Source organism: Streptomyces sp. NPDC051051 (assembly GCF_040682975.1).
Classification (GTDB): Bacteria; Actinomycetota; Actinomycetes; order Streptomycetales; family Streptomycetaceae; genus Streptomyces.
This window is the reverse complement of sequence record NZ_JBFBCB010000013.1, coordinates 52,737-72,189: the sequence shown is the minus strand read 5'-3', so window position 1 is coordinate 72,189 and position 19,453 is coordinate 52,737. Positions and strand designations below refer to the sequence as shown.

General features: G+C 73.8%; 17 protein-coding genes and 1 pseudogene. 6 read left to right on the top strand and 12 right to left on the bottom strand.

What is annotated here, in order from left to right; genetic code table 11:
- Positions 1–113 precede the first annotated feature (113 nt).
- Positions 114–590, bottom strand: coding sequence for an Lrp/AsnC family transcriptional regulator (locus tag AB0N31_RS12970; RefSeq protein WP_366058413.1), 477 nt, complete (start codon positions 588–590; stop codon positions 114–116).
- Between the two features lie 271 nt (positions 591–861).
- Here AB0N31_RS12970 and AB0N31_RS12965 point away from each other — a divergent pair, with 271 nt between their 5' ends.
- Both AB0N31_RS12965 and AB0N31_RS12960 read left to right on the top strand, forming a co-directional pair.
- On the top strand, positions 862–2,355 hold the full coding sequence (locus tag AB0N31_RS12965) for an FUSC family protein (protein ID WP_366058412.1): 1,494 nt from the start codon (positions 862–864) through the stop codon (positions 2,353–2,355).
- Between the two features lie 183 nt (positions 2,356–2,538).
- Positions 2,539–3,579, top strand: a complete 1,041-nt coding sequence (locus tag AB0N31_RS12960) for a lactonase family protein (protein ID WP_366058411.1) — start codon at positions 2,539–2,541, stop codon at positions 3,577–3,579.
- 203 nt (positions 3,580–3,782) lie between these two features.
- Here the strand turns inward: AB0N31_RS12960 and AB0N31_RS12955 are convergent, their stop codons facing one another.
- From AB0N31_RS12955 to AB0N31_RS12940, 4 genes are all read right to left on the bottom strand, one after another.
- Positions 3,783–4,712 (bottom strand): hypothetical protein, encoded by a 930-nt coding sequence (locus AB0N31_RS12955; RefSeq protein ID WP_366058410.1) that lies wholly within the window; start codon positions 4,710–4,712, stop codon positions 3,783–3,785.
- A 158-nt stretch (positions 4,713–4,870) separates the two neighbouring features.
- Positions 4,871–5,878, bottom strand: coding sequence for a BadF/BadG/BcrA/BcrD ATPase family protein (locus AB0N31_RS12950; RefSeq protein ID WP_366058409.1), 1,008 nt, complete (start codon positions 5,876–5,878; stop codon positions 4,871–4,873).
- Positions 5,875–6,552, bottom strand: a complete 678-nt coding sequence (locus AB0N31_RS12945; RefSeq protein ID WP_366058408.1) for a uracil-DNA glycosylase — start codon at positions 6,550–6,552, stop codon at positions 5,875–5,877. Before AB0N31_RS12945 ends, AB0N31_RS12950 begins: the two co-directional genes overlap by 4 nt.
- Positions 6,553–6,625: 73 nt before the next feature.
- Positions 6,626–7,774, bottom strand: coding sequence for an exo-alpha-sialidase (locus tag AB0N31_RS12940; RefSeq protein WP_366058407.1), 1,149 nt, complete (start codon positions 7,772–7,774; stop codon positions 6,626–6,628).
- 213 nt (positions 7,775–7,987) lie between these two features.
- Between AB0N31_RS12940 and AB0N31_RS12935 the strand changes: the two genes are divergently transcribed.
- Positions 7,988–8,560 (top strand): hypothetical protein, encoded by a 573-nt coding sequence (locus AB0N31_RS12935; protein ID WP_366058406.1) that lies wholly within the window; start codon positions 7,988–7,990, stop codon positions 8,558–8,560.
- Positions 8,561–8,613: 53 nt separating this feature from the next.
- On the opposite strand, the pseudogene AB0N31_RS12930 reads toward AB0N31_RS12935, so the two are convergent.
- From AB0N31_RS12930 to AB0N31_RS12920, 3 genes and pseudogenes are all read right to left on the bottom strand, one after another.
- A pseudogene (locus tag AB0N31_RS12930) lies at positions 8,614–8,778 on the bottom strand (hypothetical protein); the annotation flags it as partial.
- Between the two features lie 364 nt (positions 8,779–9,142).
- Positions 9,143–10,186 (bottom strand): medium chain dehydrogenase/reductase family protein, encoded by a 1,044-nt coding sequence (locus AB0N31_RS12925; protein ID WP_366058405.1) that lies wholly within the window; start codon positions 10,184–10,186, stop codon positions 9,143–9,145.
- Between the two features lie 130 nt (positions 10,187–10,316).
- Positions 10,317–11,984, bottom strand: coding sequence for an acyl-CoA dehydrogenase family protein (locus AB0N31_RS12920; protein WP_366058403.1), 1,668 nt, complete (start codon positions 11,982–11,984; stop codon positions 10,317–10,319).
- Positions 11,985–12,056: 72 nt separating this feature from the next.
- On the opposite strand from AB0N31_RS12920, the gene AB0N31_RS12915 reads away from it, so the two are divergent.
- Positions 12,057–12,806, top strand: a complete 750-nt coding sequence (locus AB0N31_RS12915) for a PaaX family transcriptional regulator C-terminal domain-containing protein (RefSeq protein WP_366058402.1) — start codon at positions 12,057–12,059, stop codon at positions 12,804–12,806.
- 76 nt (positions 12,807–12,882) lie between these two features.
- On the opposite strand, the gene AB0N31_RS12910 is transcribed toward AB0N31_RS12915, so the two are convergent.
- Positions 12,883–13,689: a pectate lyase gene (locus AB0N31_RS12910; protein WP_366058401.1), complete on the bottom strand. Its 807-nt coding sequence runs from the start codon at positions 13,687–13,689 to the stop codon at positions 12,883–12,885.
- A 390-nt stretch (positions 13,690–14,079) separates the two neighbouring features.
- Between AB0N31_RS12910 and AB0N31_RS12905 the strand changes: the two genes are divergently transcribed.
- Complete coding sequence (locus AB0N31_RS12905; RefSeq protein WP_366058400.1) at positions 14,080–15,393, top strand: PHB depolymerase family esterase; 1,314 nt, start codon at positions 14,080–14,082, stop codon at positions 15,391–15,393.
- A 224-nt stretch (positions 15,394–15,617) separates the two neighbouring features.
- On the opposite strand, the gene AB0N31_RS12900 is transcribed toward AB0N31_RS12905, so the two are convergent.
- Positions 15,618–16,697 carry an NADH:flavin oxidoreductase/NADH oxidase gene (locus AB0N31_RS12900; protein ID WP_366058399.1) on the bottom strand — a complete coding sequence of 360 codons (1,080 nt, stop codon included), beginning with the start codon at positions 16,695–16,697 and terminating at the stop codon, positions 15,618–15,620.
- 119 nt (positions 16,698–16,816) lie between these two features.
- Between AB0N31_RS12900 and AB0N31_RS12895 the strand changes: the two genes are divergently transcribed.
- Entirely contained in the window at positions 16,817–17,170 is a 354-nt protein-coding gene (locus AB0N31_RS12895; RefSeq protein ID WP_366058398.1) for a helix-turn-helix domain-containing protein, read from the top strand.
- Here the strand turns inward: AB0N31_RS12895 and AB0N31_RS12890 are convergent.
- Both AB0N31_RS12890 and AB0N31_RS12885 read right to left on the bottom strand, forming a co-directional pair.
- Complete coding sequence (locus AB0N31_RS12890) at positions 17,090–18,490, bottom strand: nucleobase:cation symporter-2 family protein (protein WP_366058397.1); 1,401 nt, start codon at positions 18,488–18,490, stop codon at positions 17,090–17,092. The two genes, AB0N31_RS12895 and AB0N31_RS12890, sit on opposite strands and share 81 nt — an antisense overlap.
- A 278-nt stretch (positions 18,491–18,768) precedes the next feature.
- Complete coding sequence (locus AB0N31_RS12885; protein ID WP_366058396.1) at positions 18,769–19,410, bottom strand: DUF305 domain-containing protein; 642 nt, start codon at positions 19,408–19,410, stop codon at positions 18,769–18,771.
- Positions 19,411–19,453: the final 43 nt, after the last annotated feature.

Genomic DNA, 19,453 nt, shown 5'->3' with positions numbered 1-19,453 from the left:
CGGGTCCACAATGTTCGATATCACGGACAATGTGCGGATGATCGACCAGGCGGTAGAGGGGGTGACGGAGGGCGTCAACCGGTGCGGACGGGATCGGCGAGGAGTCGCCGCCGTCAGCCGCCGACCGTACGGCCGATCGACTCCACCAGCGGCAGCAGGCGGTACGGCACCCGCTCGCGCAGCGCCACCTCGGTGCGGGTGCGGACCACGCCGGGCAGACTGATCAGCTTCTGGATCACGTCCTCCAGGTGGGCGTTGTCGCGGGCCACCACCCGGGTGAGGAGATCACCGCCGCCGGTGATCGAGAACACCTCCACGATCTCCGGCACGGCGGCCAGCGCGTCGCCGACGTCGTCGAGGTGGCCCTGGGTGACCTCGATGTGCACGAACGCGAGCACGGGGTGGCCCAGCGCGGAGGGGGAAAGGGACGGGCCCGAGCCGGTGATCACGCCCTCGCGCTCCAGTCGGTCGAGGCGGGCCTGGAGCGTGCCGCGAGCCACGCCGAGGATGCGCGCGTACTCCCGCACGCTGGTGCGGGGCTGCTCGAGCAGCAGGCGCAGGATGCGGGTGTCGAGCTGGTCGACGGCCATGGTGCCCGGACTCCTCGTGTGTTCATCGGTGATCGCGAACGACTGTACCAATGGCCCAGGCGGGTGCATTCCGGGCGGACCGGCCGTTCCTGGTCCGTTGGCCCTTCCGCGGTCCTCCCCGAAGAGCAGTCAGTGGACCAATGGACCAGTCGATTTCCGGCCACTTGAGCCAGCGGCGGCACGGATGCTGTCATGGTGCCGTCGATGGCGCTGCGGATCCCGCGGCGCCTTTTCCATGCCGGTGTTCACGGGTGACCGTTGGGGGCGAGAAGTGCTGAAGAGGGTGTTCACGGCTCCGGATCCGGGGCGGGTACGGCTGCGGTTCGCCGCGCGGGCCGTCCTCGGCATCGGGCTGGCCGTCGTGGTCTGCGGCCTGGCGGGGCACTCCCTGGCCGGTGCCGTCACCGGAGGGCTCGCCGCGCTGCTCGCCCTGTTCACCGTCACCGACACCACCGTGCGCGGCCAGGCGGTCACCACCGCGTTGCTGCCCGCCGTCGGCCTGCCCGTCCTGGCCGCCGCGGCCCTCCTGCACGACCAGCCCCTGGCCCGCGACCTGACCTTCCTGGCGGTCACCGGCGCGGGCGTGTACGCCCGCCGGTGGGGGCCGCGCGGCCACAGCCTGGGCGTGTTCGCGTTCATGATGTTCTTCGTCGCCCAGTTCCTGCACGCGACCGGGGGGCGGCTCCCCGAGCTGGCCGCGGCCGTCGTCCTCTCCGTCCTCGGCGCGGCGGCCGTGCGCTTCGGCCTGTGGTGCTACGAGCGTCGCCTGCCCCCGGCCGCCGTGCCCGCCCCGCCGGGCGGCCGGGGCCTCGCCCGGGTCACCACCCGGCAGGCCGTCCAGGCGACGGCCGGCGCGGGCTTCGCGCTCCTCGTGGGCCAGGCGGTGTCCGGGGAGCGCTGGTACTGGGCCGTCGGCGCCACGTGGTGGATCTTCGTCAACACCACCTCCCGCGGCGAGACCCTGGTACGCGGCTTCCGCCGGGTGCTCGGCACGGTGATCGGCATCGGCCTCGGCCTCCTCGTCGCCGCCCCCGTGCACGGCGCCGGCGCCCCCACGGCCGCCCTCGTCGCCGTCTGCGTCTTCGGCATCTTCTACACGGCCGCCGTCTCCTACACCTGGATGATGCTCTGGGTGACCCTGCTCGCCCAGCTGCTCTACGGGCTCCTCGGCGTGCTCACCCCCGGCCTGCTGGCGGTCCGCCTCGCCGAGACCGGCGTGGGCGCGCTCGGCGCGGGGCTGGCGGTGCTGTTCGTGCTCCCCGTCACCACCCACGCCGTCACCGACGCCTGGATCCAGCGCGCGCTGCGCTGCGTCCACACCGGCACCGCCGAAGCCGCCGCCCGCCTCGCCGGCGACCCCGCCGCCGACCCCGGCGCGCGCGTCGCCGAACTGGAACAGCTCCTCGGCCGGGTCCGGCTCTCCGTCGCCCCGCTCACCCACCCGCTGAACCCCATGCTCGGCCGCAAGGCACGCGCCCGCCGCGTCCTCGACCTCCTCGACGACTGCGCGCGCGAGATCCGCGGACTCGTCGCCGTCGCCGCCGACCCGGAGGCCTCCCACGACGCCCGCCTCGCCGCCGCCTGCTGGCGCGTCCAGGCCGCGGTGGAGGCCCTGACCGACGGGGGCACGGAACACCTCGCCCCCGCCGAGCACCCCTCGGCGGCCGGACCCGCCCTGGCCCACCTGCACGGCCTGGAACGAGCCCTGGCGGAACTGGCCCACCCCCTGCGCACCCCGTCCGGCTCACCGCTGGTGGGAGCCTGAGCGTCTGCGGCGACGCCGCCCCCGCCACGCCCGGGGGCCGGCGTTCCGGCCTCGACCGCGGTTCGCGTCGCCCGGCTGAACCCCGCGGCACGCCGCCGTGTCATCCGTACCATCTTGGTCTAGACCGCGCGTGATCGGCTGCTACCGTCACCCCGGACAGCGGCGGCACGAGAGGGGACAGCGGTGGCAGACGTCGACAGGCGGCCCCGGCGGGCGTTCATCGGGTCGTTCACGGCGGCCGGGGGGCCCGGGATCGTGGCGGCGGCCGTGGACCCGAGCGACGGCGCGCTGACCGTCCTGAGCAGCGTGAACGGCCTTCCCGATCCCTCGTACCTGACCCTGTCGCCGGACGGCGGCACGCTCTACGCCGTCAGTGAGACCGCCGAGGGCGCGGTGGCCGCGTACAGCCTGGCCGGGGACGTCCCGGAGCAGGCCGGACCGGCCGTGCCGGTCGGCGGCGGTGGTCCCACCCACCTCACCGTGTTCGACGGCCACGTCGTGACCGCCAACTACGGATCCGGCAGTGTCACCGCCGTCCCCGTCCGGCCCGACGGCACCCTCGCCCCGGTGCCCTCCGGCGTGCTCCACCACAGCGGCTCCGGCCCCCACACCCCGCGCCAGCAGGGGCCGCACGCTCATCAGGTCCAGGCCGACCCGAGCGGACGCCGGCTGGTCAGCGTGGACCTCGGGACGGACTCGGTGCGGGTGTGCGCCCTGCGCGACGGCAGGCCGGTCCTGCACCGGGAGTTCGCCCTGCGCCCCGGCTCCGGCCCCCGTCACCTGGCCTTCCATCCGGACGGCGGCCACGCGTACGTCGTCAACGAACTCACCCCGACCGTGACCGTCTGCCGCTGGGACGCCCCGGACGGCTCACTGAAGCCGCTGGCGGAGGTGCCCGTGCTGCCGGGCGCGCCCGCCGGGGACGCCTACCCGTCCGGCATCGTCGTCTCGCCCGACGGGCGGTTCGTGTGGACGGCCACCCGCGGCGAGGACGTGCTGTCGGCGTTCGCCGTCGAGGGCGGCGGAGAGGCACTGCGCCTCATCGGCACCGTGCCCTGCGCCGGCCGCTGGCCGCGTGCGCTCACCGAGTCCGCCGGCTTCCTGTACGTCGCCAACGAGCGCTCCGGCGACGTGACCTGGTTCGCCCTCGACCCGGCGACCGGCCTGCCCCGGCGCGGCGGCTCGATCCCGGTGCCGGCGGCGTCCTGCGTGGTCTTCGGCTAGGACCTCTCGTTCGGATCGTGCCGGGCCCGCGGGGTCCGGCCCGATCCGGACGAAAGACCCTGGTCCCCGAACCCGGCAGGAGCCCGGGGCCCACTCGTCGGCTCCGCACCCTGGCCCGCAGGCACGACGAAGGGCCCGCTCCCCGGTCGGGAGCGGGCCCTTTCGGCGTCCGTGCAGGTCGTACGGGCTCGCGCCCGCGTCGCTTACGACTGGCGGGCAGGCGTGCCCTGCGGCTGCTGCGGCGCGATCCCCAGCGTCGTCGTGTACTTGGCCAGGGCGAGCTTGCCGATGGCCGGGTACGGGCCGAGCGCGTCGGCGGACGCGCACTCCGCCTCCCTGGCCGCCTCCTCCAGCAGGGTGGAGTCGATCTCCGGACCGATGAGGTACGGCGCCAGGGCCAGCTGCTGGGAGCCGGAGCCGCGCAGCTGCTCGGCCACGGAGGCGATGGAACCCTCCTGGTCGAGGGCCGCGGCCATCACCGGCACGGCGAGGCGCGCCGCGAGCAGCATGCCGGTGATGCCGGCGGCCTGCACGGCCTCCTCGCCGCCCACGGTGGCGAGGATGATGCCGTCCGCGGCCGTGGCGACGGTGAACAGGCGGGCGCGGTCGGCGCGGGCCAGACCGGCCTCGGACAGCCGCACGTGCAGCGCCTCGGCGAGCAGCGGGTGCGGGCCGAGCGCGTCGGTCAGGTCGGCCGCGACGCGGCTCTCCATGACGGCCTGGCGCACCTGGCGCAGCAGCGCGCTGTCCGGCCCGGCCAGCAGCGGTACGACGACGGCGACCGGGCCGTCGGGCTCCTTGGCGTCCACCCCGGCGGCGAGGGCCTGCTCGTAGCGGGCGGTGCGCTCGTCGGCGGCGTGCGCCAGGACGGACTGGAGGCTGGGGAACTCGGCGTCGTTCCCGTCGAGGTACCCGATGCGCGCGTCGAGGCCGGGAAGCTCGGAGCGGGCGATGCTCACGACTTCCTCGGCGAGGCCGCGGGTGGCGGCGCTCGGCGTACCCGGCACCGCGAGAACGAGCGCGGGCGCGCCCTCGGGAGCCGCCAGGGGCTCGGGTCGGCGGTGTCGTCCGGGCTGGCGGGGGCGCGGCATTCGTACAGGGAGGCCGGACGCGGGCCCAGTGGGGGAGCTCATGGCGCCGCATGTTACTGGCTTCCTGGGCTCCCCTGTTCGGGGAGGGTGCAGGTGAGCGGTATCCGTCCGGTTTTGTCTGATGAGTTACGTACGGATCAGAAGTGATCAGCGTGTGTTCCGGGCGACTTGCCCCTGAAGGGTTCGATTCCCCTTTTCCGTCATGACGCGCCGTTCACCCGCGGGGCCACGCAGAGCATCGCCCCGTCGACCGGCAGGCCGAGCGTGCCGGCCGTGAGGGCGAGGGCGATGCGGACGGCGCCGTCCAGCGGATCGCCGGCGGCCGCCACCCGCCGGGCGTACGGCAGCCGCCGCGCCAGTTCCTCCGCCAGCGGTACGAGGAGGGGGTCGCCCAGTTTCACGAGGCCGCCGGTGACGGCGACGCGGGGGCGGGGTTCGGCGTCCGGCGGGCAGACCGCGACGGCCGAGTCGGCCATGTGCCGGGCCGCCGCGCGCAGGATGTCCGCGGCGACCCGGTCGGCCGGCGCGCAGGCGGCCACGCGGGGCGCGAAGGAGGCGAGGACGGCGGCGCGGTCGGGGCGCGGGTAGAGCAGACCGGGCAGACCCGGCATCGGTCCGAACTGTTCCTCGGCGCCGGCCAGGAGGGCGGCGGACCCACCGGGCCGGCCGTCGTGGGCGCGCAGAGCGGCCTCCAGGCCGGCCCGCCCGATCCACGCGCCGCCGCCGCAGTCGCCCAGCAGATGGCCCCAGCCGTCGGCCCGCTGCCAGGACGTCAGGTCCGTGCCGATCGCGATCAGTCCGGTTCCGGCGGCCAGCACGGCGCCCGGACCGGTGCCGAGGGCGCCGGCGTAGGCGGTGACGGCGTCGGCGGCCAGGGCGGTGGTGCCCACCCCGAACTCCCGCGCCAGCGCGCCCGGCAGTTCGGCCCGCAGCGCGCCGCCGAGGGTGGCGAGACCGGCGGCGCCGACCACCGCCGTGACCGGCCGGGACACCCTCGTCTCCGCCGCCAACGACCGCACCATGGGCAGCAGTTGTGCCATCAGGTGCTCGGGGTCGATGCCCCGCGCGCCGGTGCGCACGGGACTCCGTGACGACCGTACGGCGGGTGCGCCGCCGTCGGTCGTGGCGAGTGCCACCCGCAGTCCGGAGCCGCCCGAGTCCACGGCGAGGACACCGGGGGAGGGTTCCGGAACCGCGGGGGAGGTCACGGCAGGCGCCAGTCCACGGGTTGACCGCCCTGCCGGATCAGCAGGTCGTTCGCCCGGCTGAACGGCCGGGAGCCGAAGAAGCCCCGGTCCGCCGACATGGGCGAGGGGTGCGCCGACTCCACCGAGGGCAGGTCGCCGAGGAGCGGACGCAGGTTGCGGGCGTCGCGGCCCCACAGGATCGACACCAGCGGCTTGCCGCGGGCGGCGAGCGCCCGGATCGCCTGCTCGGTGACCTCCTCCCAGCCCTTGCCGCGATGGGCCGCGGGTTTGCGCGGGGCCGTGGTGAGCGCCCTGTTGAGCAGCAGCACCCCCTGCCGCGTCCACGGTGTCAGGTCGCCGCTGGACGGCTGGGGCAGCCCCAGGTCGGTGTTCAGCTCCCGGTAGATGTTGACGAGGCTGCCGGGCAGCGGCCGTACCTCGGGTGCCACCGAGAAGGACAGGCCCACCGCGTGGCCCGGCGTCGGGTACGGGTCCTGCCCGACGACCAGGACGCGGACCTCGTCGAAGGGCTGCTGGAAGGCCCGCAGGACGTGGGGCCCGGCGGGGAGGTAGGTGCGTCCGGCGGCGATCTCCGCGCGCAGGAAGTCGCCCATCTCGGCGATCCGTCCGGCCACGGGTTCGAGGGCCTTCGCCCAGCCCGGTTCGACGATCTCATGCAAGGGTCGTGGTGCCACGGGCGTCACCCTACTGCCGTACGGGCGGCGGCGATCAACCGGTGGCCAGGACCCCGCGCCTCACCCGTCGGACTCATCCGACCACCGCGGCCCTCATGCAGAGCACGTCCGGCAGGTGCGAGGCCAACTGCCGCCAGCTGTCGCCGTCGTCGGCCGAGGCGAACACCTCGCCGTTGCGGTTGCCGAAGTACACGCCCGCCGGGTCCGCGTCGTCTGTGCAGAGCGCGTCGCGCAGCACGGTGCCGTAGTGGTCCTCCTGCGGCAGGCCGGCCGACAGCGGCTCCCAGCTCTCGCCCGCGTCCGTCGTGCGGTAGACCCGGCAGCGGTGGTCGGCGGGTACCCGGTCCGCGTCGGCGTTGATCGGGAAGACGTACGCCGTGTCCGCTCGGTGGGGGTGCGCGGCGGCGGCGAAGCCGAAGGTGGACGGCAGGCCGGCGCCGATGTCCGTCCAGTGGGCGCCCGCGTCGTCGCTGCGGTACACCCCCCAGTGGTTCTGCAGGTACAGCCGGTCCGGATCGGCCGCGTCCCGCGTGACCTTGTGCACGCACTGGCCGAACTCCGGGTTCGGATCCGGCAGGAACACCGCGGAGACACCGGAGTTGGAAGGCGTCCAGCTCGCGCCGCCGTCGGTGGTGCGGAACACGCCGGCCGTGGACACGGCCACCGTCACCGCCCGTGGGTCCCGCCGGTCGGTGAGCACCGTGTGCAGGCCCTCACCGCCGCCGCCCGGCACCCATCGGGAGCGCGTCGGGTGCTCCCACAGCGGGCGGACCAGCTCGAAGCTCTCCCCGCGGTCCTCGGAGCGGTACAGTGCGGCCGGTTCCGTGCCCGCGTACACCACGTCCGGCTCGCCGGCGGCCGGGTGCAGCTGCCACACCCGCTCCAGCGAAGCCCCGGTGTCCTGGGGGAACCTGACGGCCGGCTTCGCCGGTTCGGTCCAGGTCCGGCCGAGGTCGTCGGAGTGGAACACCGACGGGCCCCAGTGGGCGCTGTCCCCGCCGGCGAGGAGCCGCGTGCGGCCGCCCCGGGTGTCGATCGCGACCGAGTAGATCGCCTGTGCGTTGAAGCAGGGGGATGCGTCGAACTCCCAGCCGCCCCCGCGCCTCCGTCCGATGAACAGGCCCTTGCGCGTGCCCACGGCGAGCAGTACCTCGGTCATGCCGGTCACCTCCGCTGCTGTGACGTCCTTGTCCCAACTACCGGCCAGTCTGCACCCGGCCACTGACAGTCACCCCCGAAGCGGCCGTCGCCGCAGGTCACCGCGGCGGCGACGGCCCGGGACCGCAAGGTGTCGGCCACCTTCGGCGGGAGTCCCGCGCGCCCGCCGCGTCCGTGGCACCGTCGGGACGGAGGACTCGTCCTGAGCATCCGGGCCGCCGGGCCCGTATGGGAGGGCGGCCGGGATGTTCACGCGCTCATGAGGAGGAAGCCTTCGATGGCGTTCCGTGGTCCGAGGGTGTGGCTGTGGCGCTGGCGGCGCAATCCGCTCAAACGGCGCTCCGACACGGTGGAGGCCTGGGTGATGCTCGGCGCCTGGGTGCTGACCGTCGTGTGCGGCGTGCTGGCCGGCTGGACGGCCGCCCGGTCCGTCGAGCAGGGTCTGGCCCGGGAGCGCGCCGAGTGGCGGCCGGTCGCAGGGCGCCTCACCGAGCGGGCGCCCGGAAGGGCCGCCGCGCACTCCGGGGAACGGGTCTGGGCCGAGGCCGGCTGGACCGGGCCCGACGGATCCGCCCGCACCGGTCAGGTCGGGGTGGCTCCGGGCAGCGCCGCCGGCACCGCGGTGACGGTGTGGACGGACCGCCGGGGCCGTCTGGTCACGGAGCCCGCCACCGCCGCCCAGGCCCGGGTGCGGGCCTCGCTCGTCGGCGGCCTGGCGGGCGTGACCGTGGGGGTCCTGCCGTGCGCCGGCGGCCGGTACCTGCGCGGCCGGCTGGAGCGCCGTCGGATCGAGCGCTGGGCCGTGGAGTGGGCCCTGTTCGACGCGGTGCGGGGACGGCCTGCGGGCTGAGCGGGGCCGCGCCACAGCACGCAGTGCCCCCGCTGGATCTCCTGGACCGTGGACGTGATGCCGAGGGTGGTGGCGGGGGTCGTCGGGGTGGCGGGCGCCGGCGTCGTCCAGTGGAACCGCGAACCCCGGCGCAGCGGGCCGGTGTCGAGGCGCTCCGAGCCGGTGACGGGTGGCTGCCAGGACGGCCGGCGCTCCACGTCGGTCTGCAGCTTCCCCACGGTGCTCACCGGCGCGTCGATCACGATGTCGGACTCGTACCGGATCAGGGCGGAGTCGTCCACGCCCTGCCCGCGGCACCCGTCCCGGTGCGCGGTCCGTGCGGGGGCGGCCTGGGCGGACCGGGTGGACCGCGCGGACTCGGCGGCCGGGGCGGTCGTCGTCCCGAGCACACCGGCGAGGGCGAGCGGGACGGCGACCGCGGCGGCCCGGCGCGCGCCCCTTCGGGAGCGCGTGCTGATCACGGGGTTTCCTTCGTCCGGTGGGTGGGGTGGGGCGCCGCGTGCCCGAGACGGTCGCGCGACGGTGGAGCGCGCCGTCCGGGCGGACGGCGGCGGCGCTCGGCCGCGGGGCGGGTGCGGGCTACTACGGGGTGAGCACGACCTTCCCGGCGACGGTCCCGGACTCGGCCAGCCGCAGGGCGTCGGCGACCTGGGCGAGCGGCAGCCGGGCGGCGATCTGGGCGGTGACCTCGCCGCGCTCGAGGGCGGTGAAGACCTGGGCGAGGTCGGCGCGCAGCCGGGCCCGGAACCGGTCGCGGGACAGGGCCCGTCCGGCCCACACGTTGAAGAAGAAGGCGTGGCGCCCGTTGGGCAGGGCGTTCCACAACCACACCCGGCCGAGCAGCTTGAGCACGGGGAGTCGGCCCGAGCCCTCGTCGTCCCGGGTGGAGGCACTGCCGTAGGAGACGAGCGTGCCGCCCGGGGCGAGGAGGCGCCAGGAGTCGACGATGCCGGGGCCGCCCACGTGGTCGAAGACGGCGTCCACCCCGCCGGGGGCGAGGGCGCGGACACGCGCGGGGATGTCGTCGGTGCGGTAGTCGACGGGCTCCACGCCCTTGTCCCGCAGGGCGGCGTGATGGCGGGCGGAGGCGGTGCCGATCACCCTGGCGCCCGCCGCCCGGGCGAGCTGGACCAGCACCGAGCCGACACCGCCGTTGGCCCCGTGCACCAGAACGGTCCGGCCCGCGCGGACCCGTGCCTTGCGGTGCAGCATCTGCCAGGCGGTGATGCCGTTGACCACCAGCGTCTCCGCCTCCGCCGCGCCCACCCCGGCGGGCACCGGCACCACGTCCGCCGCGTCGACGAGCACGTGGCTGGCCCAGCCGCCGACCTTCACCAGCGCGGCCACCCGCAGGCCGGCGAGGCCCGGCTCGACGCCCGCGCCGGACGCCAGGACGGTGCCGACCAGGTCGTAGCCGGGCACGAAGGGGAACGGCGGCTGGTCGTAGTACCGGCCGCGCCGCATCTGCTGCTCGGCGAAGGAGATCCCGGTCGCCTCCATCCGGACGACGACCTGTCCGGGGCCGGGGGCGGGCACGACGCCGTGTCGCAGGTGCAGCCCCTCGGGCTCCACCTTGCCGGGCAGGACGACCTCGACGAGTTCTTCGGCGTTCACGACGACCTCCATGCGGTCCGCTGAGTTACTGGCTTTCGTTTTCGTTACAAGTTGTAACTCGCGCGAAGGGGAGTGTCAATCGCTTTCGTGACACCCTCTAACTGAAATTGTTCCGTGCGGCTCCGCGGCCCCCGGGCCCTCGTCAGTCGCCGGCGGGTGGCAGCGCCCGCCCCAGAATCCCGTCCAGGTCGGCGCCGTCGGGCAGGGTGCCGAAGGAGTGCCCCCAGTCGCCGCCGAGCCGGGTCGCGCAGAAGGCGTCGGCGACCGCGGGCGGCGCGTGCCGGACCAGGAGGGACGCCTGGAGGGTGAGGGCCATGCGCTCCACGAGCCGACGGGCTCCCGCCTGCGTGGCCTCACCGAGGCCGGACCTGAGCCCGGCCACCGCCGCGTCCAGCCGGGCGTCCGCCCCGTGGGCCAGGGCGAGTTCGGCGAAGAGGGCGTCCGCGGTGGCGGGTTCGCGGGTCAACGCCCGCAGGACGTCGAGGGCGTTGACGTTGCCCGAGCCCTCCCAGATCGACAGCAGGGGAGCCTCGCGGTAGTGCCGGGGCATGCCGGACTCCTCCACGTAGCCGTTGCCGCCGAGGCATTCCAGGGCCTCCGCCGTGAAGGCCGGCCCCCGCTTGGTGACCCAGTACTTGCCGACGGCCGTGGCGATCCGCCGGAAGACCCGCTCGCCCGCGTCGCCGCGCGCCGCCCGGTCGGCCGCCCCGGCCAGCCGCAGGGTGAGGATGGTCGCGGCCTCGGACTCCAACGCCAGGTCCGCCAGGACGTTGCGCATCAGCGGCTGGTCGAACAGCCGCGCGCCGAACGCGCCGCGGTGACGCGCGTGGTGGCCGGCCTCGACGAGGGTCTTGCGCATCAGTGCCGCCGACATCATCACGCAGTCCAGGCGCGTGCAGTTGACCATCTCGACGATGGTCTTCACGCCCTGCCCCCCGGGCCCGACCAGCCAGGCCACCGTCCCGTCGAACTCGGGCTCGGAGGAGGCGTTGGAGCGGTTGCCCAGCTTGTCCTTCAGCCGCTGGACGCGGAAGGTGTTGCGGGTGCCGTCGGGCAGCACGCGCGGCACCAGGAAGCACGACAGGCCGTCCGGGGCCTGGGCGAGGACCAGGAACACGTCGCACATCGGCGCCGACGTGAACCACTTGTGCCCGCGCAGGGTGTACACCCCGGGCTCGGCGGTGGGCGTCGCCCTCGTGGTGTTGGTCCGGACGTCCGAGCCGCCCTGCTTCTCGGTCATCCCCATGCCCGCGAGCAACCCGCGCTTCTGCGTCGGCACCCGCAGCCCGGGGTCGTACTCGCGGCCGGTCAGCAGGGGTTCGTACACCTTCGCCAGCTCCGGCTCGCGGCGCAGGGTGGGGACGGCGGCGTACGTCATCGAGGTGGGACAGCCGTGTCCGGCCTCCGTGTGCCCCCACGTCAGCCCGCCGGCCGTGCGCGCCACGTGGGCCCCCGGCCGGGCGTCCGACCAGGGCGCTCCGGCCAGGCCCTCGGCGACGGCGACCCGCATCAGTTCGTGCCACGCGGGATGGAAGTCGACCTCGTCGACCCGGTGGCCGTACCGGTCGTGGGTGCGGAGCACCGGCCCGTGCCGGTTCGCCAGCTCGCCCCACTCCTGCGCCTCGGGACCGCCGGCCCGCCGGCCGAGGCGGCGCAGGTCCGCCTCCGCCCACCCGGCGCCCTCGCGCCGCACCCCCTCCAGCAGGGCCGCGTCGTCGGAGGCGTCGTACGGGGCCAGGGGCGGGGGCTGGTTGGTGACGTCGTGCGTGGCGGGGGAGAGGGTCGGGGGTTCTGCGTCCATGGGGCTCATGGCCTCATGTTGCATCTACGGTGCAGTCGCAGCAATAGTGCAACATCGTCGGCGGACGTACAGTACGTCCTCATGCACAGGAACGTGACGTCCGGGCCCGCGGGGGTGGAGCTGCCGCCGCTGTCGGCCCGGTCGGTGGTGCTGAGCCTGCTGCTCGGCGCCCATCCCCCCCAGCTGCCGGTGAAGGACCTCGTCCGGCTGGTGGAACCCTTCGGCGTCGGTGGCTCCACGCTGCGGGCCGCGCTCAGCCGGATGGTGGCGGCGGGCGACCTGCGGCGCGCCGGTTCCGTGTACGGCCTCAGCGACCGCCTGCTGGAACGCCGGCGCCGGCAGGACGACGCCGTTCACCCGGCTACCCTGCCCTGGAACGGCGACTGGGAGATGGCCGTGGTGACGGCCACCGGCCGGAGCCCCGCCGAACGGGCCGAACTGCGCACCGAGTTGACGCACCTGCGGCTCGCGGAACTGCGAGAGGGCGTCTGGCTGCGCCCCGCGACCCTGAGCCGCCCCTGGCCGGCCGAACTGGATCCCGTCACCCGTCACTTCACCGCCCGCCCGGACACCTCCGCCGGGGAACTGGCGGCGCTTCTGTGGCCGTTGGAGGAGTGGGCCGCCCGGGGCCGGGCCCTGCTCGCGCACCTCGAGCGGGCCGACCGGCCCGCCGACCGCTTCACCGCCTTCGCGGCCGTCGTGCGCCATCTCCTCGCCGACCCCGTCCTGCCCCCCGAGCTGCTGCCGGCGCACTGGCCCGGCGCCGCGCTGCGCGCCGCCTACGCCGGGTTCCAGCGGGAGGTGACCGCTCGCACGCGCGAACGCGCGTGACGGCCGGAGGGGGCGCGTGCGGGTCGCCTCCTCCGGCCGCCCGTGGGGGGAACGCCCGGTCTGCGGGGTGCTCGGCCTACTTGTAGGCGATGTCCGAGCTGGAGTACTTGCAGTACGTGCTGTCGGGGCCCGAGCCGTTCGTCGTCGGCTCGTCGCCGTCGTCGTTGCCGATGTACTTCTGGCAGGGGACGATCTTCTTGCTGGTGTCCCCGACGATCGTGATGCCCCGCAGGGTCGCGCTGTCGCCGTAGTTGGTGTTGATGCCGACGAGCTTGCCGCCCTTGTAGGTGGCCTCGATGGTGTTCAGGTTGATCGTCCGCTTGTACTGCGTGGAGCAGTTGCCGCAGGAGCGGATGAAGGTGCCGAAGTTCTTGACGGCGAAGTTGGAGACGTTCAGCGTCCCGGCGCCGTTGAACTGGAAGACCTTGTCGCTGGCTTCCTTCGCCCCGCCGCCGACGACGTTGTAGACGTTGGACGACGACGAGCCGCGGAAGGTCGCCGCGTCCTCGCCGACGTCCTCCCACCAGACGTTCTGGAGCGTGCAGCTGCCCTTGCAGTGGATGCCGTCGGCGGCGGGCGCGCCGATGATGACGTTCTTGAGGACCGCGCCGGCGGCCAGCTCCAGGATGGGTCCCTGGTCCTCGTCCTGGCTGCCGCTGCCGAGGTCGCCCGTGCCGTACAGGCGCTTCATCCCGTAGTCCTTGGTGCCGGAGACCGAGATGGTGGCGGAAACGGCCTGGCTGCCGTTCGCGGTGGGCCAGGTGGCCGCGCTCGCCGGAGTGAGCGCCCCGCTAGTCATGATCATGCCAACCGCGAGGCCGACGGCGGCCAGTGAGCCCGTCAGGGCGCGCCCGCGAGGGCGTGTGAGTGCTGGGGAAGTCATGTCCCGATGCCTTCTTCCAGGTGGGGATGGTCGAAGTTCTCCGGTGGTCGCGCCGGACGTCGCCAGAACGACACGTGATTCTCCTATATGAACTTTGTTCTCGATGTTGAACATATTGCTCGGGCGGCGTGGAGTCTCGCGGGTCACGGCGAGCGGCTCGTCCACACTTCTGAACGGAACGTAGAGGGCAAGCGCTTTCTAGTCAACGCCTCGCGCAGAAGACGGCGGAAGTCGTCCGACGGTGACGGCCGACCGGTGGGGCTCTGCGGAACGAGACCGTGGGAGCGCTTCCATGGAAGGCGTGTGCATGCCACTATGCGAGGTCCGGACGAACTCCGCCCGCTGAACCCTCCTTCCGTGCACGACGAGCCGTCAACAGAAGGGACCGGCGTGATCACCCCCGAATCCCTCAGGAGAGCGCTGCGTTCGGTACTCGCGGTGCTGCTCCTGCTCACCGGCGCCCTGCTCGCCGCCCCCGCCGCCTCCGCCCGGCCGCTCTCCGTGCCGGCGGCGGTCCCGCCCGCCACCCTCACCGAGGTCACCGGCTTCGGCGCCAACCCCAGCGACCTCCGGATGTACGTGTACGCGCCGGCCGGCGTCACCGCCCACCCCGCCGTCCTCGTCGCCGTGCACTGGTGCGGGGGCTCCGGCCCGGCCATGCACTCGGGCACCGAGTACGCCCAACTCGCCGACCGGTACGGCTTCGTGATCGTCTACCCGTCCGTCACCCGGAGCAGCAAGTGCTTCGACGTCTCCTCGCCGCAGGCGCTCCGCCGTGACGGAGGCAGCGACCCCGTCGGGATCAAGTCGATGATCGACTGGGTGAGCGCCGCCTACTCCGCCGACACCTCGCGCGTGTTCGCCACCGGCATCTCCTCCGGCGCGATGATGACCAACGTCCTGCTCGGCGACTATCCCGACGTGTTCGCGGCGGGCGCCGCGTTCGCCGGAGTCCCGTTCGGCTGCTTCGCCACCACCGACGGCTCCGAATGGAACAGCGCCTGCTCCGGCGGCACCGTCGTCCGCACCCCGCAGCAGTGGGGCGACCTGGTGCGAGGCGCCCATCCCGGCTACACCGGACCCCGGCCGCGCATGCAGCTGTGGCACGGCACCGAGGACGACGTGCTGCGCTACCCCAACTTCGGCGAGGAGATCAAGCAGTGGACCGAGGTGCGGGGGATCGGCCAGACCCCGTCCGCCACCGACTCGCCGCAGACCGGCTGGACCCGCACCCGCTACGGCGGCACCGGTGACCGGGCCCCGGTGGAGGCCATCAGTCTCCAGGGCGTCGGCCACAACCTCTACGCGTGGGGCATGGCCGCCCGGGTGCTCACCTTCTTCGGCCTGGACGCCGGCGGCGAGCCCGGACCGGATCCCCAGCCCACGGACTCCTGCAGGGTGGCCGTGTCCACCAGCGCGTGGAACACCGGTCTGACCGCTTCGGTGACGCTCACCAACACCGGCACCTCGACGGTGAACGGCTGGCGGCTTGGCTTCACCCTGCCCGCCGGACAGGCCGTCACCAACGCCTGGGGCGCCACCTACACCCCGGCCTCCGGGGCCGTGACGGCCACGAACGCGTCGTACAACGGCACGCTCGCGCCGAACGCGAGCGTCACCCTCGGCTACCAGGCGAGCCACACGGGCGACAGCCGGGCGCCCTCCTCCTTCACGCTGAACGGGACGCAGTGCGCACTGGGTTGATGCCGCTCGCCGCGTGCGGCGCGGAAATCCGGGGGCGGGGGAACGGTCGCGGCGACGCCACGTCGCCGCGACCGGGGCCCCGCCCCCCCGGCGGGACGAGGGGCGCGCAGGACGGCCGACGGCGCGGTGAGGCTGTTCGCCGACGGGAGACGTGCCCGCGTCTTCACCGCCGCGGCGCCGGGCGCCGCGAGCGCCGCGGTGCCCGCGGCACCCGGGCCCAGGACTCACACCGACCGGTGGTACTGGTCGGGCACCCGCACCTCGGCGCCCCTCTCGCGGGCCGCCTGCCGCGCCCAGGAGGGGTTGCGCAGCAGCTCGCGGCCGAGCAGCACCGCGTCGGCCTCGCCGTTGACCAGGATCTTCTCGGCCTGCCCGGCGTCGGTGATCAGGCCCACCGCGGCGACCGGCATCGGCGTCTCGGCCTTCACCCGCGCGGCGAACGGGACCTGGTAGCCCGGACCGACCGGGATGTGCACGCCCGAGGCGTTGCCGCCGGTGGACACGTCGAGCAGGTCCACGCCGTGCGCGTGCAGCTCACGGGCGAAGCGGACCGTCTCGTCGGGGGTCCAGCCGTCCTCCTCCAGCCAGTCGGTCGCGGAGATGCGGAAGAACAGCGGCTTGTCGTCGGGCCACACGGCCCGTACGGCGTCGACGACCTCCAGTGCGAACCGGGTGCGGTTCTCGTAGGAGCCGCCGTACTCGTCGGTGCGGTGGTTGGAGTGCGGGGAGAGGAAGTTGCCGATCAGGTAGCCGTGGGCGCCGTGGATCTCGGCGATCTCGAAGCCGGCGGCGAGAGCGCGCCGTGCCGCGTCCTGGAACTCGCCCACGATCCCCGCGATCTGAGGTGCGGTCAGCTCGCTCGGCACCGGGTGGGCCTCGGCGAAGGGGACCGGGCTCGGGCCCACCGGCTGCCATCCGTGCGCCTCCGGCCCCACGGGCGCCCCGCCCTTCCAGGGCCGGTCGGTGGAGGCCTTGCGGCCGGCGTGGGCGAGCTGGATCGCGGGGACGGTGCCCTGCCCGACGAGGAACCGGGTGATCCGGCGGAACGCCTCGACCTGGGTGTCGTTCCAGATGCCGAGGTCGTACGGGGAGATGCGGCCCTCCGGGGACACCGCGGTGGCCTCGACGATGATCAGGCCGGTGCCCCCCGTCGCGCGGGCCGCGTAGTGCGCGAAGTGCCAGTCGGTGGCGACGCCGGTCAGCGGGCCCTCGGGTGCGGCCGAGTACTGGCACATGGGCGGCATCCACACCCGGTTGGGGATCGTCACGTCGCGCAGGGAGTAGGGCTGGAAGAGCGCGCTCACGGCGGACTCCATTCGTCACGGGGCCGGTGGTCAACTCGTACGATAGGCATCGTAGTACGTCGAGTGTCAAACTACGATGGATCTCGTACCATGGGGATTCCCGACGAAGTGGAGCCGCCGTGACCACCCCCGCAGTGAGCAGCCGTGATCTTCCGCATCCGGCGCGCGAGGAGATCCGGCTGGAGGCCGTGCTGCACGCGCTCTCCGATCAGATGCGCCTGCGGATCGTGCGAGAGCTCGCCGCCGACGGCGACGAGCTCTCCTGTTCCCACTTCGACCTGCCGGTCACCAAGTCGACCACCACGCACCACTTCCGGGTGCTGCGCGAAGCCGGCGTCCTCCGGCAGGTCTACCGGGGCACGGCCAAGATGAACGGCCTGCGCAAGGACGACCTAGACGACCTCTTCCCGGGGCTTCTCGACGCCGTCCTCGACGCCGCCGGCCGCGAGGCCCGGCGTCTTCGCGCGGGGTGAACCAGCGCTCGGACCACCGCTTCGGGGAAGGTGGTTGAACAGCAGGTTCAGGACGATCGCGGTCACGCAGCCCGCGCTGATACCGCTGTTCATCACGGTCTGGAACCAGTCGGGGAACTTCTCGTAGACCGTCGGCACGCCCACCGGCAGCACGCCCATCGCCACCGACACGGCCACCACGGTCAGATTGTGGTTGTCCTCGAAGTCGACCTCGGCCAGCGTCCGCAGCCCGCTCGCCGCGACGGTCCCGAACATCACGAGGCCCGCACCGCCGAGAACCGGCGCCGGAACCGCCGCCACCACCGCGCCCAGCTTGGGCAGCAGGCCGAGCAGGACGAGGATGCCGCCGGCGGTGGCCACGACCCAGCGGCTGCGCACCCGGGTCATGCCGACCAGCCCCACGTTCTGCGCGTACGCCGTGTAGGGGAAGGTGTTGAAGACGCCGCCCAGCACGGTCGACAGGCCGTCGGCGCGCAGACCGTCGGAGAGGGAGCACGGGTCGACCTTGCGGCCGGTCATCTCACCGACCGCGATGAAGTCACCCGTCGTCTCCGTCATGGACACCAGCGCCACGACCAGCATGGAGACGATCGCCGACGCCTCGAAGACGGGAGCCCCGAAGTGGAACGGCGTGCTGATGCCGACCCAGTCGGCGTCGGCGACCCCGTCGAAGTCGGCGAAACCGAACGGGACGGCGACCGCGAGACCCACCACGATGCCGATCAGCGCCGCGATCCGGCTCAGGAAGGCCGGCGCGAACCGCTGCACGCCCAGCACCACCGCCAGCACGAAAGCGGCGAGCGCGATGTTCTCCGGCTCCCCGAAGTCCGCCGAACCGGCCCCGCCCGCCGCCCAGTTGCCCGCGACCGGCAGCAGGGAGACGCCGATGACCAGGATGACCGTGCCGGTGACGAGCGGCGGGAAGAACCTCAGCAGCCTGCCGAACACGGGCGCCAGCAGTACGATCGCCAGCCCGGCCACGATCACCGAGCCGTAGATCGCGGGCAGCCCGCCACCCGTCGTTCCGATCAGCACCATCGGCGACACCGCCGCGAAGGTGCAGCCCTGCATGATCGGCAGCCGTACGCCGAAGCGCCAGATGCCCACGCACTGGACGAGCGTGGCCATGCCGCACACCAGCAGATCGGCGGTGATCAGATACGCCAGGTCGGCGGGTGACAACTTCATCGCGCCGCCCACGATCAGCGGCACGGCGACCGCGCCCGCGTACATCGCGAGCACGTGCTGGAGGCCGAAGGCGGCCAACTGCCGTGCGGGTGGCACCTCGTCGACGGGATGAACGGGCGTGGTCGTGGCCATGGGCACTCCAGGGCGGCGGGAGACGGGAGAGGGGTGGGTGCGGGGGAGTGGGGGCGACATCCGGACAGCACGAGACCGTACGAGGCTTGAACAGTTTGTTGATTTCACGGACGTTGCCGCTGTGTGTCCCCTGCACCGATCCATGCCGGCCCCGTCGCGCAGCGCAGCGCAGCGCGGCCCGGTCCGGGGGCTTCGCCGCGTCCCGCCCCGGTCAGGCGCCCCGTGCCGCCTCGGCCCGCCCGGAACGCCGTGCGGCCGGAGTTCCGGAGGAGTGGGCGTCAGAGCATCGCGCGCATCCGCGTGATCTCCGTCGTCTGCTCCGCGACGACGTCGTCGGCCATCTCCTCGATCCGTACGTTGTTCCCCTGCGCCTTGACGTCCGCGGCCATGGTGATGGCCCCCTCGTGGTGAGTGATCATCAAGGTCAGGAAGAGCTGGTCGAAGGCCTTGCCGCTCGCCGCCCGCAGCTTCTTCAACTGCGCCTCGGTCGCCATCCCGGGCATCGCGGCGTGCCCGTGTCCGCCGCCCGCGCCGCTGCCGTCCTTGTCGTAGGTCGCCAGCCAGCTCTCCATGGCCTCGATCTCCGGCCCCTGCGCGGCGGTGATCCGGGAGGCGAGCGCCTTGACCTTCGCCGACTCGCCCCGTTCCGCGGCGAGTCCGGTCATCTCCAGGGCCTGGCGGTGGTGCTCGATCATCGTCCGGGCGAAGTCGATGTCCGCACTGTTGGGGGTGTCGTCGTCGACGCGCTGCTCCGCCGCGTCCTGGGCGGAGAGTGTCCGGTTGGCCTCTCCCGGCTTCCCCGGCACGATCACCGACGGCCCGGCGGCCGCGCCCGACCCGGAGTCCGACCCGGAGTCGCAGCCCGTCAGGGCCAGGGCGAACAGCGCGGCGGCGGCAAGGGACGCACGGCGGACGGGCACAACGACCTCCAGGTGCTGGCGAGTTCAGAACCGGCCATGAGTG

Excerpts from the sequence above, each read along its gene's own strand:
- AB0N31_RS12970 (WP_366058413.1), bottom strand. The coding sequence starts at position 590 with ATGGCCGTCGACCAGCTCGACACCCGCATCCTGCGCCTGCTGCTCGAG.
- AB0N31_RS12955 (WP_366058410.1), bottom strand. The coding sequence starts at position 4,712 with ATGAGCTCCCCCACTGGGCCCGCGTCCGGCCTCCCTGTACGAATGCCG.
- AB0N31_RS12935 (WP_366058406.1), top strand. The coding sequence starts at position 7,988 with ATGGCGTTCCGTGGTCCGAGGGTGTGGCTGTGGCGCTGGCGGCGCAAT.
- AB0N31_RS12925 (WP_366058405.1), bottom strand. The coding sequence starts at position 10,186 with ATGGAGGTCGTCGTGAACGCCGAAGAACTCGTCGAGGTCGTCCTGCCC.
- AB0N31_RS12920 (WP_366058403.1), bottom strand. The coding sequence starts at position 11,984 with ATGAGCCCCATGGACGCAGAACCCCCGACCCTCTCCCCCGCCACGCAC.
- AB0N31_RS12915 (WP_366058402.1), top strand. The coding sequence starts at position 12,057 with ATGCACAGGAACGTGACGTCCGGGCCCGCGGGGGTGGAGCTGCCGCCG.
- AB0N31_RS12910 (WP_366058401.1), bottom strand. The coding sequence starts at position 13,689 with ATGACTTCCCCAGCACTCACACGCCCTCGCGGGCGCGCCCTGACGGGC.
- AB0N31_RS12890 (WP_366058397.1), bottom strand. The coding sequence starts at position 18,490 with ATGGCCACGACCACGCCCGTTCATCCCGTCGACGAGGTGCCACCCGCA.